Source organism: Bacillus sp. OTU530, assembly GCF_038440375.1.
This window is the reverse complement of the sequence record NZ_JASATP010000010.1, coordinates 97,416-114,240: the sequence shown is the minus strand read 5'-3', so window position 1 is coordinate 114,240 and position 16,825 is coordinate 97,416. Positions and strand designations below refer to the sequence as shown.

The following is a 16,825-nucleotide window of genomic DNA, read 5'->3' as shown; positions in this document are numbered from 1 at the left end:
AGTATAAATCTCTAGCTGGAAGATAATTCGACGTAGTGAGGAATTCTAAGAGCAAAGTATAAGTGCAACTACGTCTCTGTTTTCGCCTAACGGATCGCCAATCAGCAAGTTTTCTTTAGTTTCAAAAAATCTAGGTCATAGTATGTTTAAATCTTAAATTATAAATTTTTCATAAAAAAATGTCGAAAATTTACTGAGTACATCTTGTCCCAATTAAAGTACAATTAATACAGGTTTAGGTTTCCATAATTTGGAGGTGTGTTAGGTGAGAAGATTTAGAGTGTTACTATTAACAATTTTATTCATACTAACTATGGCTCTGCCAGCGATGGCACAAGGTACTCAAAGTAATTCTCCTGTAGAAAAGACTTCTATAGATGTTGCAACGTTTTACGGTGGAAAAGGGTCTACCAGTACATATGCTAATCTTACTACTGACTATGAAAATCAAGACCAATATATTTTGTATGTAGAAAAAAACAATAATTTAACGGATGAGTATTATTATGGCCGAGTTATAATTCCAAAATCTGATGTAGTTTTTAACACAACAAAAGGAACGGTAATGGTCAGTAAAACAGTAGCTGTAAATACAGTTGAATGGGTATATGATGAAGAAAGTGATTCTTATAAACCTATTGAAAAATATGTAGGTGATGAAGCTATCAATCTTACTTGGTCATTTAATCCTAAAGATTATTTGGATTATAAATATATTGATAAAAAGATAGAGATAGGGCCCAATGAATATCTTCAAATTGGCAGAACTACTACTAAGGAGTACAATCATGTTACAGCTTCAGGTAAAATAGGTGATACGGAAATTAAAGATTTTGATGGCACCGGTGCTAATGTTTCAACAGGAACTTCCTTTGCAGTAATTAAATAACTATATAATTTGTTTTTGTTATTTTAATCAATAAACCTAAACCCCAATTGTATAAGTAACTAAAAGGTTGGTTGTTTTTTACACCGACCTTTTAGTTATTATCTTGCCATTTCAATACAATCTTTTTATTTGAAAGGAAATGAGGATTTAGATGAGGAGATTGAGAGGTTTTGTGTTATTAGTTATTGTGATGATTTTGTTTGGAAGTTCGATTGGAACTACTGCTGCTCAATTTGATCCAGCTAAGAGCAATAAGGCTAATTTACAGACAGAAAAAGAAAGTTTCCAAAAGGAAATGGTGGCAGGTGCTATAAAAGAAGGAGATATTCCTTTGAAAAATGCAATTCTCCTTATTCAAGCCAAGAACAAAGACTCAAACGTATATGAGGTTGTAACGAATTCGAGCGGGAAGTTTAAAGCCGAATTATCAGATGGCAGCTACACAATCAAAGCGTTTAAACAGAATCAGGATGACCCGTGGTACGTTACGAATCAATCTTTTTTGGTGGAAAATGGAACTGTAAAGGGCCAGAGAGAAAACCAGATTAATATAGCAAACAAAACAAAGCTGAAAGAGCACTTGAAGACATCAGAAATCAATGTTCAAGGTGTTTTGCAAGAGGGGAAAAAGGGAATCAAAGGTGAATTACTTCTTGTAAAAAGCAGCGAGAATGGGAACGAACTATTTGCTATTACTTCAAAAAACAACGGGACATTCTCTGCATCCCTCCCTGATGGGAACTACAACCTTTGGAGCATCACAATCGAAGGTGGAGTTTATCCATATAATTTAGCATTTTCAGTTGAAGGCAATGATGTTTATATAAACGGGGAAAAACAATCCTCTATTACTATTTCCCTGCCTGAAAACCAATATACCGGAATGGTTCATGACAGCGCGGCACCGGTCGCAGATGCCTTAGTGTTATTGGAAAAAATGGTCGGCAACGATGAATATGAGTTCGTTCAATCTGTGGTTTCAAACAAAAAAGGAGAAATACAGCTCAGGGAATTACCGGATGGAAAATACTCATTAAGTGTCTCCTACAATGATTTTGACCCTTCACGGCTAATTGAATTTGAAATAGTATCAGGAAAAGTACTTATAGCGGGAAAGAGTGTTTCCATATTTGATATTAAAGTTCCTGATATTACTTTAACTGGCATACTCATGGATGATGGGAAACCTGTCGGCAACGGTGGTCTTCTCATTAAAGAGTATAGTAATGAAGGATATCCGATACAGGAATTCTATGTATCTATTGATAAAAAAGGAAAGTTTGAATACCGACTAAAGGATGGGTCCTACAAAGTGGTTTCGATTGATGAGCCAGGACGAGGCACGGTAACAGATACATCGTTTCTAATTCGTAATGGGAGATTAGTTCAGGATGGTGAAGAAAAGGATTCATTGTTTATGAGTCTTCCGGCAATAACCTTTAGTGGAAAGTTAATAGAAAATGGCAATGTACTTCAAGGTATGGTAAAAGTAGAAAGTGTTATCCAAGGAGAAGAAGCGAGCTCGTATTACGCCCAGACAAATGATCAGGGAATTTATTCTCTTCGCTTGCCTGATGGGCAATACAGGGTTTCTTATGTATATTTATCCTCTGAAGGTTTTTCTATCTCGCTTGCATTTGAAATGAGGGAAGGAAAGCTTTATGTTGACGGTGAACAAAAGAATCTTTTTGAGCTGCTAGTGACTCCAGTCACCTTACATGGTATTGTCCTTGATGGTGAGACTCCCGTAACAGGTGGGGATATTATCATTAGCTTTGAAAATGGCGAAGGTCATTTTGGCGGTTGGATACGCCCCGATGGGACCTTTTATACCCGTTTACAGGACGGAAATTATGTCGTGAATGGAATCTATCTTGAAGATGGAACATACGCGTCCATCAATAAAGGCTTCACCATCAGTGGTGGCAAGCTTTACGTAGATGGTAGTCTAATCGAAAGGCTCGAAATTTCTCTTCCTTAATTACATGAAAAGGCGGTTTATTCGAAAATGGTACTCTGATTCACGGAGGATTATAGATCATAGAAATTGTTCATTAGCATTTTAATTATTACTGCTGGCTAAGTTAGGCATAAAGTTGAACGGGAAAAATAATATGATAAGAGGGAGGGGGCGTAGCATCATTGCTATGGCCCCATTTTTTTATTATATTGGATGATTAGTTGGTTATTTTATCATTTTCCGACAGAAGACCCCCACTTCAAGCACGCGATGGGCGTAGCCCAGTGGTAAGTGGGGGATGAATGTCGGCTAGGCGATTCGCCTAGCATATTTGAATAGGAAAATCCCACTAGACAAACGTATGTTCCTTTGATAATATATAATTACCAAAATGAACCAGAAGGGAATGAAGAAGTGTTATTTTTCCAATCGAATCTATAAACACACGATCCCTCACGATTTGAATCAGGAACTCTTTCATTCTCTCCGTCTCTATAATAGAGCCATGCGCACGGCTTATAGAAGTATTACGGGACAAGCGCTTATACTTCCCTATGTGTATTTTCCTTATGGACAAGCTCAGGTGCAAGAATCTATCGCCACGCAGCTTTCCTGTCAGAACAAAAAGAAGTATGGCAAGCCAATCAGTTGGTCCATCGAAGACCATGGTACGTACTACATCATCAAATGTATCGTAGAAGAGCCAGAACATCCTCCTATCAATTATTCAAAAGCAGACGGTGTCATTGGTGTAGATTTCAACTACAATCATATTGCTTTCTCCCATGTGAATGGACAAGGACAATTACTTTCCTCCTCTTGTCTCTATTTCTCCTTAGAAGGAAAACGAAGCGGACAAATTACAAAAATCCTAGAAGCAGAAGCGATTCGTTTGGTGAATATCGCGGTTCAAAGAAATAAACCGATTGTGTTAGAAGTATTAGATACAACTCTATCAAAGTCTGCCGGCCGTTACCGCAACCGGAAGCAAAACCGAAGGATGAGCCTATTTGCCTATAAAAAGATGCAGGATAGCATTCACAGCCGAGCTGCTAAAATGGGAGTCGCTGTGTTTGAAGTGAATCCTGCCTTCACCAGCCAGATTGGGAAGATGAAGTATATGAAACAGATGCATATTTCCATTCATCAAGCAGCTTCTTATGTCATTGGCAGACGCGGCATGAACCTGAAGGAACAGGTGCCAAAGGTGCTGCAAGCTTATACAGAATATAAGGATGGGAAGCATCACTGGAAACAGTGGAGTGTGTTGACAAAAGCATTCAAAGTGCTTCGTCCGTACGTATTCTATCATGTATCGGGCCAATCTTATCCATTATTCAACAAAGAGATTTGTAACTATGGGCTGACACAAGCAGAACGTGATGTTTTGCAGAAGTATGTACCAAAAGTTTGGTTAGAAGAAAGGGAAGCCTGACTTCGTTTGGAATGGCATCATCTGTTCTTGCATCACCATCATTTTGCCGCAAAAGCCAGAAGGATTGAGCTCCAGAATGGTGGGTGCATTGGTGCAAGAACAGCGCAACACGTATAGGGTGAAAAAAGAGAAGCAGCTATCACTACTTGTGTGAGACAAGGTCACCTCGTTGGCTTTGTCACGTACAAGGAAGTGTGAGCTCTCCCTATTTGTCCTATGAGAAGCCTGTTGAACGGCTCTGTATTTCGCTTCCTAGGAAGAAAATACAGAATCCCCCACCTCAAGGAGCATTAGCGAGTAGGTGGGGGTAGTTCAATGTGTAGATTTATAACTTAGGTGTAATGTCCCACCCGAATATAGAAGCCAGTTACGCGTTTTAATTTTGAATTGGATGGTCAAAATACATCTGTATTGGCTGGTTTGTTTTTTTCTTCATTCTTTATTATAGAAAGAGAGGTGATACTAAATTATTCGATAGCGATCATATTTATCACCAAAAGTTGAACAAGTATAGACCTCTGGTATTCGCCGTTTTTTTATTAAGTGGATGGTTTAAAAAGTTTAGAATTGGATGGTTACTTTTCTGGAATGATTGTTAACATAGGAAGGAAAGAGCGTTTTAGTGAGAATTTTCTCTATATGTATCTTTAAGCTGCAAAAGTTAATCGGATTCAATAATCATAGTGCTATGTATAAGATGTGACAAGGTTTTACCTGTACCATCCACTTTTACTATAATAGGGTCAGCAAAGAAACGATAGCAAGGATGAAAAGGATATGGAATGGAAACCGAATCGTGAAGATAAGAAGCCTATCTATAAACAAATTGCAGACTATATTGAACACGGGATTTCTTTAGGTGAATTCCCGCCAGACAGCGTTTTACCCTCTGAACGTACTTTAGCGAAGGAGCTACAAGTAAACCGAAGCACCGTAGTAGCTGCATACGAAGAGCTGCAGGCGCTTGGGGTCATAGAGCGCAAGAAAGGAAGCGGAACACGCGTAAGTACAGATATATGGGGGATCGCACATAAACGTATCCCGAACTGGGGGCGATATATGGAGGACGGCTCTTTTCTTCCTAATTTACCTTTGGTGCAGCGAATACGTACAGAAACGCAAAAGAACGATTTAATCAATTTAGCCAGCGGTGAATTATCACCGAGTTTGTTTCCAACTAGTCAGTTTCGTACTATTTTATCTGAAGTCCCCTTTGAGGGACAATTAGGATATGATCACCCACAAGGGAATGAGCTGTTGCGAAAAACTATTTCCGCACATGTTAAAGAGTATAAAAATATAGAGATTGATCCTGCTTCTATTTTGATTACGTCAGGTGCCCAGCAAGCTTTGCACTTGATTGTTCAATGCTTGCTTAAGCCAGGAGATGCTGTTGCCATCGAGGATCCATCCTATTGTTTTTCCTTGCCAATATTCCAGTCCGCGGGGTTACGAACCTTTCTTTTACCTGTAGATCAGCATGGTATCAATCCAGATGATCTTGTATCCTTGCACAAAAAGCATCGCATTCGAATGCTTTTCCTAAATCCAGATTACCAAAATCCTACAGGAACGGTCCTTTCATTGGAACGCCGGAGGAGAGTGCTAGAACTATCATCAGAATTTGGCATTCCAATTATTGAAGATGATCCGTACAGTCTAACTTCCTTTAAAGAGGAGGTAAATCCTACTTTAAAGTCGATGGACACGAATGGCAATGTTCTCTATATTAGCTCTTTATCCAAAATTGTAGCATCCGGCCTGCGAATTGGCTGGGTGATTGGGCCCCCGCAAGTGATTCAGCGTTTAGCAGATGCAAAACAGCAGGTTGATTTTGGCCATAGTGTGTTCCCGCAATGGGTAGCACATGAGTTTTTAGGTTCGGAATATTTCAGCACACATATTAGTATGCTCCGAAAACAGCTGAAACAACGAAGAGACGAGATAACTTCAAGTATTAAAGATCTTTTAGATAGTCAAGTTGAATACTTCGCTCCAGAAGGAGGAATTCATCTATGGTGTAAATTGAAGAGTTCTGTGAATGAATACTCTTTATTAGAAGAGTCCATGAAAAATGGGGTAGCTTTTGTGCCGGGAAGTGTATTTGGTTCAAGGAAAGGATATGTGCGTTTTACTTTTGGAAGAGGAGAAACAACCTTGATTCATGAGGGGATTTTGCGATTTGCGGCTGCTTTAAAAAGTATTCAGTAAGTATTTCTGCAGTGTGTTGATGAAATGAGCTTAAGTGAAGCAAGCCTTGTCTGTAAAGGTTCCTGTTTCAACCAACGCATCTGTTAATTAAAGTGCAAATTTTCACAAAAAGTGAGGCGGCGATAAAACAATCTCGTTTTCAAAAAAACTATCCGCCCGATAACGTTATAAGTTATATAATAATGTTGATTTAGAACATAACGGAGATGATGAAATATGACATGGGCTGTTTTGGTTCCGATCATTCTGATGGGGATCCTTAAAATAGTAGTGAGTTCTCTTCCAAACAATACTGTGGGATGGCTGATCGGCAAATTTGAACTGCATTCAAAATTGAACGAGGAGAATGTCTGTGTAACGGTTGCTGGAAAAACCTTAGAAGGTGAAGACAAAGCTCAAGTGATTCATGATTTTAACGAAGCTACATTTGTAGAACGATACCCCGTATTTCCAGGATACGAGCAAGCGTATTTACATCCAGAAAACGGGGGGAATCCTTTAGTTATCGATACGAAAGGACGTAAAAAGACTGTTAGGTTATTTGTGTACATTTACGACGGTCATGTTAATGTGGTCAAACAGTACAAGAAGAAGGTAGTCGCGTATAAGCTGCTTTCTGATAGTCTTCAAAAAACGTCCTCTGTTAGTAATAGGGATCTAGCCTAAAAGGAAAAAGGATTCCTCTGCTTAGCAACACGATAGAAGCAAAGCAGTCCATGTGGCGAGTTTTTAGCCGCATGGACTTTTAATATGGAGAAAACCCAGATGTGCTAGGGCACTTAATCATCCAATTTTTGATTCGAAACAGAACTAGTCTCAGTATCCTTAACCTTAATCATACAAGCTAATGCAAGGAGCATGCTTCCTGCGGCAGCAAAGAATAACATTTTAAAACCCCAGAAATCAATTAAAAGCCCTAAGGTCGGCGGGGAAATAATAGCAGCTATTGAAGAAACTAAATAATATAAACCAGTTCGTGTTCCATAGCTGTGCTCACCTCCGGTAGCAATAATGAAAGGATATGCATTGATATTGATACATGCCCAAAATATCCCGCCAATTAATAAAAGGGTTCTTAAAACAAGGACCGATTCTGCCCAATTTAATAGAATGAAAATGAAAATTAAGCCGACGATTCCGATTAGTATTATATTTTTTTTACCATATTTTGCGCCTAGTAGACCACTGGGTATCGAGGATAGGACAAAGCTTAACGAAAAGAAAGCTAATGAAAATGCGGAAGCACTTTTTGAAAAGCCAAGTGCATTGACTGCATATAAAGTAAATAAAGCCTCCATTCCCTGGACAGCAATAAACCAAAAAAAGATAGCAGATAATAGCAAAACAGTTGGTGGATTTAATTCCATCTTATAGTCTATTTTCGCTGTAGGCGTCACTGTATAAGGAATTGCATCGCGATTTTCGTTAATATTGTTAAAGATAATCCATAAAGCTATTAAGAAAATGACGGAGACTGCTAAAAATGGTAGAAATGCTTTAATATCATATAAGAGAGAGCCTATACTAAGCGCGATTATTGCACCACAGCCTCCCATGAAATTAATGATGCCATTCGCTTTTGTACGTTTTGAGTGAGGAGTAATATCTGGCATCAAAGCAATGGTTGGGGAACGGAAAATGGCCATGGACAAGTTCATGCATACCATAAAAATGACCAACGTCACTAAACTTGTGTGAAAGGGGATCAGAGCAAAAAATAAAGCAGCGCTCGGAATACCGATCAGTAAATAAGGCATCCTTCGACCGTAGCGTGTATTTGTACGGTCACTGCGATTTCCGATATAAGGCTGTAAAAACAAGGCAATATAATTATCAATCGTCATTAGAAATCCAATTAAAGCTGTGCTTGCAAGATAATCATTAAGAAAGAATGGAACAAATCCGTTATACAATGCCCATCCTAAACTGATGCTAAAAAAGCCAAATCCTAATAGCCATGTCTTTTTCATTGCCGTTCTCCTTTAGATTAACTAATATTCAAGAAATCGCTTAGGACATTCTATGAAAATACCGAACGTATCAGTGAGAATTAGCATTTTCATGTTGATGCATTTTCTTTACACTTTAAGACAGGATAAATTTTCAGCTAGAAGCGAATTCGACGTAGTCGGAAATTTTAGGAACAGGGTGTAAATACAACTACGGCTCTGTCTTCGCCTACTAGCTTGCCAATCAAAGAATTTTCTTTAAAATGAGAAGCACAAGATAGTACAATTTATTATTATATTATGCGGTTTAGCACTTCCTTTTGTTTCTTTTTTCTTGATTTATAAATCTTAAAAATTTTATATTTTTATATTTTGAAGTAGCTTAAATATAAAGAGATTGTTCCTTCGATACAGGAAATGTTCAACTTAGACAAGAGGAATAGTGAATAATGCAGACTAAATGAAATGGAAAGAACAGATACCATCTTAGAAGAGGGTCTCTGTTCTTTATCTCACTCCTAAATGTTTCTATGAAAGAAACCTTGTGAGAAAAGCAAAGAACGTATCACGCCTGATTGAGAATAGCTTGGCATTCCAATCCCTCTTGCACGGCCTCTGCTATATAATAATTCTGGTAAAAGACCACAAAATGCACTATTCTGGTAGTTATGGTTAAAATATTTCCATGCCTGAGTGACATCCCCTTTCACTAAAAGAGCCTCAGCTAACCAAAAAGTCGGTCCTGTCCATGGCTTTAAATCGCCTTCTTCTGTTATTAAACTCTCGTGTCGCCAAATCCCTCCAATAAAGGGATCTTCCAGTCTTTTTTGAATCGCTTTTACGGTTTGTTCTAACCATTCTTGCGGAAATATTGGGAATTCTGAGAAGAACAAGGAAACCGATGCATCCAATAAAGTACTTTCCATGGAACGGCTTACAATTCCATTATCGACATTGTGTTTAGCGATAGCCTGGAGCAGTTCGTATGATCCTTCTCTGAATCGCCGCGCTCTCTCGGTTTTCTGGATAGCTTCAGCCATTTCTGCAGCCTTAATTAGTCCGAATGCCGAAATAGCAGATGTCCAGGTCATGTGCTCAAAGGATTCTCCTAAATGAGGTCCGAAGGTTTCCCAAATTCCTGCGTCTGGAAGGATGAGCCCAGTGAAGTCACGATTTCTTAAGATCCAATCGGCAGAATGACTAATAATTGGCCACAGATCGTGTAAAATGGCGTTATTTTTTGCTAAAGACCATACCTGCCAAATTCCGTATAAAATGAGTCCAGTTGTATCATTTTCAAATGCATGCTCGTTCGGTAGGCGTGTTACAACATTGTATGCAAAATAGTAGTTGCCGTCAGGACGTTCCATTAGATAGCTAAGTGTTGCATACAAAGCCTTCACGGCATCCTTTATATGGCCAGCTAGCGCTAGTGTAGACACGATCCATAAGCTATCACGAATCCATACATTTCCTTGATATGGTTTAAAGCCAATAAGAATCGGAGTACCATCTTTTTGTAGACTCATCTTTAATAAGGTATTGCTAACTCTCCAGTAATACTCAAGTTCAGGCGGGAGTGAGCCGATATTTATAGTTCTGCGATGCCAAATTTCCCATTCCTGTAGTGTATGTTGTTCACTCTGTTCGATCGTTACTAATGTGTCGTGCAGAGCCTTAAGTGCCTCATCTTTGGTAGCGCCAGCCACAAACACTTGGTAAACGGGTTTGCTATAGTGTTCATTAGGAATGGTTTGGGGAATGGAGAAAATTAGCGGCGTAGGAAGCAAACTATGTTCGAAAGTAGAGATTTGGCCTCCTGTCACAGCTTTGGCAACATCTCCTGTTATCCCTATAGAACTAGGAGAGACGGATACTGCTAACCATTGATTCTCAGAAATGCGTGAAATAAAAATATTGTCTATTCTTTGTACGATGTTTTGGAGGTGCACTACTGGGAAAATAGATACTATTGTAGGGTTGTTGCGGAGTGTTTTTACTTGAATAGAACGGATGAGAGCATTTCTATGAGGAGGAGTCCAGGTTTTTGTTTTGACAACGGTGTTGCCTTTATGAGAAACAACTTCATAGACGCCGGAACCATTAATATACTGAGTGGTATTTATTGATACAATTTCACCCACTTGCCCAAATTTCTCTTGTACAATGCCGTATGGATCATACCAGACTTTTTCATTTTGATCTTTTGCTAGTACATAGGATCCATGTGTATCTAACAAAGCACTTGAAAGATCGAAGTTCGGGAAAAACAGCTGGCTTATTTTATCGACAGGACGGCAATCTGCACTATATTGCTGAAGCCAAGCTAATACATTGCCGTTAGAGATAGGGGCATGGTTATCTTGATTTTTGCCAATAAAGTAATGCATGAATTCACTCTCCCTCTAGTTAGTATGGTTACAACTTTTACAATCGTTATAAAGATAATTATGATAATTAAAAACAAAAATATATATTGTCCATAATAAGTGAGCTAGCGAGATTATTGGCATGTTCTAGCGAATGGGATACACTTGGTGTAGTAAAAGTTTTGTCTATAGCTAATCAAGGAATGGAGTTTTTTGATAACTATGAAATAAATCAAAGGTAAGAAAGAGGGTTTTTTAGTGGAAATAGGTGTAAGTACATTTGTAGAGACAACACCGGATGTGAAAACTGGTGAGGTAATTAGCCATGCGCAACGGATACGTGAGGTCGTTGAGGAAATTGTACTAGCAGATCAAGTAGGATTGGATGTTTTCGGCGTGGGCGAACATCATCGCGAAGATTTTGCGGCGTCTTCTCCCGCCGTTCTCCTGGCCGCAGCTGCATCACAGACAACACGGATACGATTGACAAGTGCTGTTACTGTACTTTCTTCGGCTGATCCAGTGCGAGTGTTCCAGGATTTTGCCACACTTGATGCAATCTCAAACGGTCGTGCAGAGATTATGGCGGGGCGAGGTTCCTTTATTGAATCCTTCCCGCTGTTTGGATATGAATTAAAGGACTATGATGAACTGTTTGAGGAAAAGCTGGAGTTATTGCTAAAAATACGGGAGTCCGAGAAAGTCACTTGGAAAGGCGGACATCGTCCGGCAATTCAAAACTTAGGTGTGTATCCGCGCCCGGTTCAGAAGCCTTTGCCTGTATGGATTGGCAGTGGCGGCAATTCTGAATCTGTAATCCGTGCAGGACTTCTTGGATTGCCTTTGGTGTTAGCGATTATTGGCGGCAGTCCGCTACAATTTGAACCGTTGGTGCAGTTATATAAAAAGGCTGCCAGCCACGCTGGCCATGATGTATCAAAGCTGTCGGTTGCATCGCATTCGCACGGTTTTATAGCTGAAGAAACTCAGGCAGCTGCTGATAAATTTTTCCCTTCTACCCAGCAAGTCATGAACAAATTAGGTCGAGAACGAGGGTGGGGGCATTATGATCGATCAGCTTTCGATGCCGCTCGCAGCTTTGGGGGAGCATTATACGTAGGCGATCCCAAAACGGTTGCTGAGAAAATCATCCATCTTCGAAAATATGTCGGTATTACACGTTTTATGCTGCACGTACCGGTTGGCACGATGCCTCATGAGGACGTGATGAAAGCTATTGAACTGTTAGGAACAAAGGTGGCGCCAATAGTGCGAGAAGAAATAGCTAAATGGGAAGCGGATGGCGAAGAGAAATAAATAAGCCTGTGTCCTTTTAACAACAACGTAAAAACTTCTTACATAAATAAGGGTTAGGCTTTCGGAGATGTAATAGCATGAATGCTATAATTCCTCGAAGTATTGATTAAATCACGCTTGAGTAAAAAGCTTGGTAAAAAGATAGAGGTTATCCCAAGAGAGTGACGCAGTACACTGCCCATTGGGACAACCTCTTTTGATTATAATGTTTTCATATGTGAACGTATTCCTGTCCCTTCTCTTTTCGAAATACTTAGGAAAGCTTGTACTACATTAGGGTCAAATTGATTGAGTGTCTCGCTTTCTCCCGCAGACGTTTTTGGCCTGCTGCATAATTCAGCATGGATTCCTCTTTCTCTCAACCGATTCACTATACGTTTTAATGAGCTTACATTTTCTATCATCTTCATCGGCCACTCCTTTTCAAGGAAGTTCTCCATTTTATATTTTTTGTTTTTCTCTTCCAGCTACATGCCCACATTGTGTTTACAAATGTTATTAACTATAGATTACCTTTCTTAAATGAAAGTTTGGTGAAAGAAACACCGGTGTTACTCGTAATGAACAAGAAGAAGCTGGTTATGATGAAAGGTATACAAAGGTTTGTTAGTTTAGAAGTAATCTATCTAGAGAGACGATTGCTGGTGAGGCATGGATGACTCCTCATGGTATTTGGGAACCAAGCTCGAAAGTCAGCAGAGTTCTGTAACTTCTCCTAACAGGATAGTAACGAATAGTCTAATCTCGAAAAAAAAAAATCAAAATGTATTGACGGTGAGAATTATTATCAGTTATAGTTTATTACAACAGTTACTGATAATCATTTTCATCTGTAAAATGGTTGATACAGTTATTTGTTGTTTGCTGCTGTTCTATACGTAACAATAAAAGTGATCCTATATAAACGAATAAATAAGGAAAAGATAAAGAAGGTATATATTGTTTGCGAATAGGCATGTTTGCTTGTAAGGGAATAGATATAATGTAGTCATCGGAAATTGATGTTTATGGGTTATGTTCTTGCAGTAGCATAGGGGATTAGAGTGTGAACTTCCCTAGAATTTAAAATGCGAAATAGAAAAGAGGAAAAAAGATGTCCAGTTCATTGCTCATCGTAGGTGCAGACGATTTAGGAATCATCCTAAAAAAACTATCGTCTGTTGGCTTTCATGAAGTCTTTCATATTAATGGCCGTAAAGAAAAAACAGTAAAAGCAGGGATACCGAAAAATATTGATATGATTTTAGTCTTAACAGATTTTGTTAATCATAATTTATCAACAGTTATAAAACAAAAAGCAAAAAGTCAATCTATTCCTATTTTCTTTGCAAAGAGATCGTGGCCTTCAATTTATCAGACCTTAATTAAAGGAAGAATAACAATAAATAATTAAAATTTTTTATTTATAAATGATAATGATAATCATTTATAAAATAGGAGGTGAACTGACTGTTGAATAAAGATCATACATAGTTCTTTTTTTATGCTTATACATGACATTTATCATGTTTTGTCCATGACACGTATGTCTACAAGACCGGATTTCCTTCCTCTATAATTTAAGATAATAAAAAGAGAAGGGACATAAAAGATGACGATACAAAAACAGAAACATTTAAGGAAACAAGTAGCTCCTTATGAAAAATCTGATACATGGCATAGTGTAAGACAACTTGTTAACACTTTAGTGCCTTTTTTTATATTATGGTTTTTGGCTTATCAAAGCTTATCGATTTCATATATACTTACGCTAGCTTTGTCAGTGGTTGCGGCTGGCTTTCTCGTACGAGTGTTCATTATTTTTCATGACTGCTGTCATCACTCTTTCTTTAAAAATCGGACTGCTAATGAAGTCATTGGAAACATAACAGGTGTTTTAACTTTATTTCCATATAAGCAATGGCAGCACAATCATTCTATTCATCACGCAACGAGCGGTAATTTGGATAAACGAGGAGTAGGGGATATATGGACGTTAACAGTTGAGGAGTATGTGTCAGCACCATTTCGGACTCGGGTGGCTTATCGGCTGTACCGCAATCCGTTGGTCATGTTTGGATTAGGACCGATTTATGAGTTTCTGATTTCGAATCGTTTTAATCGAAAAGGTGCTAGATGGAAGGAACGGATGAACACCTATGCTATAAACGTAGCAATTGTTGTTTTAGTAGCTGTGCTTTGCCTTGCATTGGGGTGGAAGTCTTTCCTTTTAGTACAAGGGCCAATTTTTTGGATGTCAGGCTCCATGGGAATTTGGCTGTTTTATGTACAGCATACATTTGAGGATTCGTACTTTGAAGAGGATACGGAATGGGAATACGTAAAAGCAGCGGTGGAAGGAAGTTCTTTCTATAAGCTTCCGAAGCTCCTGCAATGGCTTACAGGAAATATTGGCTTTCACCATGTTCATCATCTAAGTCCGAGAGTCCCGAACTATAAGCTTGAGAATGCGCACAATAATACGCAGCCGTTACAAAATGTGCCGACGATAACTTTAGCTACAAGCTTACAGTCATTACAATTCCGCTTATGGGACGAACAGAGCAAAAAGTTTGTAGGCTTTAGAGACATCAAGGTTCCGTCAAGATCAAAGAGTGTTTTGGTTCAGCCTAAACCTAAGGTATAGAAAAATATATAGCATCCACTAAACACACTACCTAGAGAAGAGGCCATAACCGGGCCTCTTGTTTTATACTTTAAGAAAGTATAAATTTCTAGCTGGATGCCAATTCGACGTAGCGAGAAATTTTAGGAATAAAGTATAAGGGTAACTAGGCCTCTGTCTTTGACCAAGAGCAGGGCTCGCCAATCGGCGAGCTTTCTTTATTGGGGAAGTGGCAGAGGACATATATGGATAAAAAGTGGTAAAATAAATTAGGAAGGCAGATTTACGTAAAATATGTAAAATCAAAAAAGAGGTTTCAGTCATGATTAAAAAGTATTTAACATTCCAGAAGAATAACGGAATTTCTCCTTATATTTGGACGATTCTTTGTATTTTACCGTTTTACTTTATTTTTCAAGCCTCCTCCATGTTCAAAATAATTGTAGGGATTTTCCTTACAATTTTATTTTTTATCTTTTACCGAATTGCCTTTGTTTCTAGAGGGTGGCCCGTTTACTTGTGGACGCTCATTCTGATTGGGATCTCGATTACATCAACGAACCTTTTCAGTTATGTGTATTTTGCCTTTTTCCTAGCCTACTTCATAGGCAATATAGCAGATCGGGTCGCATTTCTTACATTGTACTTTATTCATCTAATTAGTACCTCTGTTTCAATAAATTACAGCATTGTAAAGCAGGATGAGCTTTTCTTAACGCAATTGCCATTCGTAATTATCATTTGGATCAGTGTCATCCTTCTTCCATTCAACATTTACAACAAGAAAGAGAGAGGGCAGCTGGAAGAAAAGCTAGAGGATGCAAACAAGAAGATAGCTGAGCTTGTCAAATTGGAGGAGCGGCAGCGGATTGCCCGCGACCTGCATGATATACTAGGGCAAAAGCTTTCTCTCATCGGTCTGAAGAGTGATTTGGCGAGCAAGTTAATTTCTACAGATCCTCATCAAGCGCATCATGAATTAAAAGATGTTCAACAGACGGCAAGAACTGCGTTAAGTGAAGTAAGAAAGCTCGTATCTTCCATGCGGGGTATTAGATTGAAGGAGGAGATTTTTCGTGTGCGACAAATTATGGAGGCGGCACAAATCGATTTTGTATTTGATCAGAAAACCCCTCTAACCAATGTTTCCCTGCTAACGGAGAATATTCTAAGCATGTGTTTGAAAGAGGCTGTAACGAATGTGGTAAAGCATAGCGAGGCCACTTCCTGTTGCATTTCCATTGAACAATCGTGGAAGGAAATTGTGATTACTGTACAGGATGACGGAACCTTTAAGGATGTGGAAGATTCCCCAACTAAGGGGCACGGATTGCTAGGAATGAAGGAGCGTTTAGAATTCATAAACGGCGATTTGAAAATGAGAACAGAGGAAGGGACAACTTTAATCATAAGAGTTCCGAATGACGTCAAGCAGACAGATAAGGAGAAGCTTAAATGATTACAATTGTGATTGCAGAAGACCAGAAGATGTTGTTAGGGGCCTTTGGTTCGCTACTAAATTTAGAGATGGATATGACAGTAGTGGGACAAGCCTCTAATGGAGAGGAAGCCGTAGCTTTGGTACGGGAATTTCGGCCAGATGTTTGTATTATGGATATAGAAATGCCTGGAAAGAGCGGGCTTGATGCTGCTGAAGAGATTAAGGGGCTAGGTTGTAAGGTTATTATTTTAACAACCTTCGCCCGTTCTGGTTATTTTCAACGTGCGTTAAAGGCTGGGGTAAGCGGCTATTTATTGAAGGATAGCCCCAGTGAAGAGCTGGCAAGCTCGATACGTGATGTAATGGCAGGAAAAAGAATTTATGCGCCTGAACTTATGGACAGTGTTTATGGTGAGGAAAACCCTCTTACCGATCGGGAAAGGGAAGTATTAGGGCTCGTAGCTGATGGGAAAAACACAAAAGAGATTGCTGATGAGCTTAGTATAAAAACAGGAACGGTTCGAAATTATATTTCTCAAATATTGGATAAATTAGAAGTCAAAAATCGTATAGAAGCAATTGTCCAATCAAGGGAAAAGGGTTGGTTTAAGTAGTGGGTAACGGAGATGTTATTTTAGATGGCAAAAGA

The 16,825-nt window shown here is 38.9% G+C and carries 13 protein-coding genes; 10 read left to right on the top strand and 3 right to left on the bottom strand.

All coding sequences use genetic code 11. From position 1 onward, the window contains the following. Nucleotides 1–265: 265 nt before the first annotated feature. From AAHB12_RS10070 to AAHB12_RS10050, 5 genes are all read left to right on the top strand, one after another. Nucleotides 266–889, top strand: a complete 624-nt coding sequence (locus tag AAHB12_RS10070; RefSeq protein ID WP_342045208.1) for a hypothetical protein — start codon at nt 266–268, stop codon at nt 887–889. A gap of 151 nt (nt 890–1,040) precedes the next feature. After that, entirely contained in the window at nt 1,041–2,870 is a 1,830-nt protein-coding gene (locus AAHB12_RS10065; protein WP_342045207.1) for a carboxypeptidase-like regulatory domain-containing protein, read from the top strand. 385 nt (nt 2,871–3,255) lie between these two features. Next, nucleotides 3,256–4,284, top strand: coding sequence for an IS200/IS605 family accessory protein TnpB-related protein (locus tag AAHB12_RS10060; protein WP_342045206.1), 1,029 nt, complete (start codon nt 3,256–3,258; stop codon nt 4,282–4,284). A 777-nt stretch (nt 4,285–5,061) separates the two neighbouring features. Further along, a complete protein-coding gene (gene pdxR / locus AAHB12_RS10055; protein ID WP_342045205.1) occupies nt 5,062–6,495 on the top strand; it encodes a MocR-like pyridoxine biosynthesis transcription factor PdxR in 1,434 nt (477 codons plus the stop codon). Between the two features lie 216 nt (nt 6,496–6,711). Further along, nucleotides 6,712–7,161, top strand: a complete 450-nt coding sequence (locus tag AAHB12_RS10050) for a YfmQ family protein (RefSeq protein WP_129726540.1) — start codon at nt 6,712–6,714, stop codon at nt 7,159–7,161. Between the two features lie 113 nt (nt 7,162–7,274). Here AAHB12_RS10050 and AAHB12_RS10045 read toward each other — a convergent pair whose 3' ends face one another. Further along, complete coding sequence (locus AAHB12_RS10045) at nt 7,275–8,465, bottom strand: SLC45 family MFS transporter (RefSeq protein ID WP_342045204.1); 1,191 nt, start codon at nt 8,463–8,465, stop codon at nt 7,275–7,277. A gap of 497 nt (nt 8,466–8,962) precedes the next feature. Further along, nucleotides 8,963–10,834 carry a glycoside hydrolase family 15 protein gene (locus AAHB12_RS10040; protein WP_342045203.1) on the bottom strand — a complete coding sequence of 624 codons (1,872 nt, stop codon included), beginning with the start codon at nt 10,832–10,834 and terminating at the stop codon, nt 8,963–8,965. A 237-nt stretch (nt 10,835–11,071) separates the two neighbouring features. On the opposite strand from AAHB12_RS10040, the gene AAHB12_RS10035 reads away from it, so the two are divergent. Then, entirely contained in the window at nt 11,072–12,130 is a 1,059-nt protein-coding gene (locus tag AAHB12_RS10035) for an LLM class flavin-dependent oxidoreductase (RefSeq protein ID WP_342045202.1), read from the top strand. 200 nt (nt 12,131–12,330) lie between these two features. Here the strand turns inward: AAHB12_RS10035 and AAHB12_RS10030 are convergent, their stop codons facing one another. Continuing rightward, nucleotides 12,331–12,540, bottom strand: coding sequence for a hypothetical protein (locus tag AAHB12_RS10030; RefSeq protein ID WP_129726536.1), 210 nt, complete (start codon nt 12,538–12,540; stop codon nt 12,331–12,333). A 683-nt stretch (nt 12,541–13,223) separates the two neighbouring features. Here AAHB12_RS10030 and AAHB12_RS10025 point away from each other — a divergent pair. From AAHB12_RS10025 to AAHB12_RS10010, 4 genes are all read left to right on the top strand, one after another. After that, nucleotides 13,224–13,523: a DUF2325 domain-containing protein gene (locus AAHB12_RS10025; protein ID WP_342045201.1), complete on the top strand. Its 300-nt coding sequence runs from the start codon at nt 13,224–13,226 to the stop codon at nt 13,521–13,523. A 198-nt stretch (nt 13,524–13,721) separates the two neighbouring features. Next, nucleotides 13,722–14,756, top strand: coding sequence for a fatty acid desaturase (locus AAHB12_RS10020; RefSeq protein ID WP_342045200.1), 1,035 nt, complete (start codon nt 13,722–13,724; stop codon nt 14,754–14,756). 301 nt (nt 14,757–15,057) lie between these two features. Then, entirely contained in the window at nt 15,058–16,194 is a 1,137-nt protein-coding gene (locus AAHB12_RS10015) for a sensor histidine kinase (protein ID WP_342045199.1), read from the top strand. Next, a complete protein-coding gene (locus tag AAHB12_RS10010; RefSeq protein WP_129726532.1) occupies nt 16,191–16,790 on the top strand; it encodes a response regulator transcription factor in 600 nt (199 codons plus the stop codon). Before AAHB12_RS10015 ends, AAHB12_RS10010 begins: the two co-directional genes overlap by 4 nt. Nucleotides 16,791–16,825: the final 35 nt, after the last annotated feature.

Excerpts from the sequence above, each read along its gene's own strand:
- AAHB12_RS10065 (WP_342045207.1), top strand. The coding sequence starts at position 1,041 with ATGAGGAGATTGAGAGGTTTTGTGTTATTAGTTATTGTGATGATTTTG.
- AAHB12_RS10060 (WP_342045206.1), top strand. The coding sequence starts at position 3,256 with ATGAAGAAGTGTTATTTTTCCAATCGAATCTATAAACACACGATCCCT.
- pdxR (WP_342045205.1), top strand. The coding sequence starts at position 5,062 with ATGGAATGGAAACCGAATCGTGAAGATAAGAAGCCTATCTATAAACAA.
- AAHB12_RS10050 (WP_129726540.1), top strand. The coding sequence starts at position 6,712 with ATGACATGGGCTGTTTTGGTTCCGATCATTCTGATGGGGATCCTTAAA.
- AAHB12_RS10045 (WP_342045204.1), bottom strand. The coding sequence starts at position 8,465 with ATGAAAAAGACATGGCTATTAGGATTTGGCTTTTTTAGCATCAGTTTA.
- AAHB12_RS10040 (WP_342045203.1), bottom strand. The coding sequence starts at position 10,834 with ATGCATTACTTTATTGGCAAAAATCAAGATAACCATGCCCCTATCTCT.
- AAHB12_RS10030 (WP_129726536.1), bottom strand. The coding sequence starts at position 12,540 with ATGAAGATGATAGAAAATGTAAGCTCATTAAAACGTATAGTGAATCGG.
- AAHB12_RS10025 (WP_342045201.1), top strand. The coding sequence starts at position 13,224 with ATGTCCAGTTCATTGCTCATCGTAGGTGCAGACGATTTAGGAATCATC.
- AAHB12_RS10020 (WP_342045200.1), top strand. The coding sequence starts at position 13,722 with ATGACGATACAAAAACAGAAACATTTAAGGAAACAAGTAGCTCCTTAT.
- AAHB12_RS10015 (WP_342045199.1), top strand. The coding sequence starts at position 15,058 with ATGATTAAAAAGTATTTAACATTCCAGAAGAATAACGGAATTTCTCCT.
- AAHB12_RS10010 (WP_129726532.1), top strand. The coding sequence starts at position 16,191 with ATGATTACAATTGTGATTGCAGAAGACCAGAAGATGTTGTTAGGGGCC.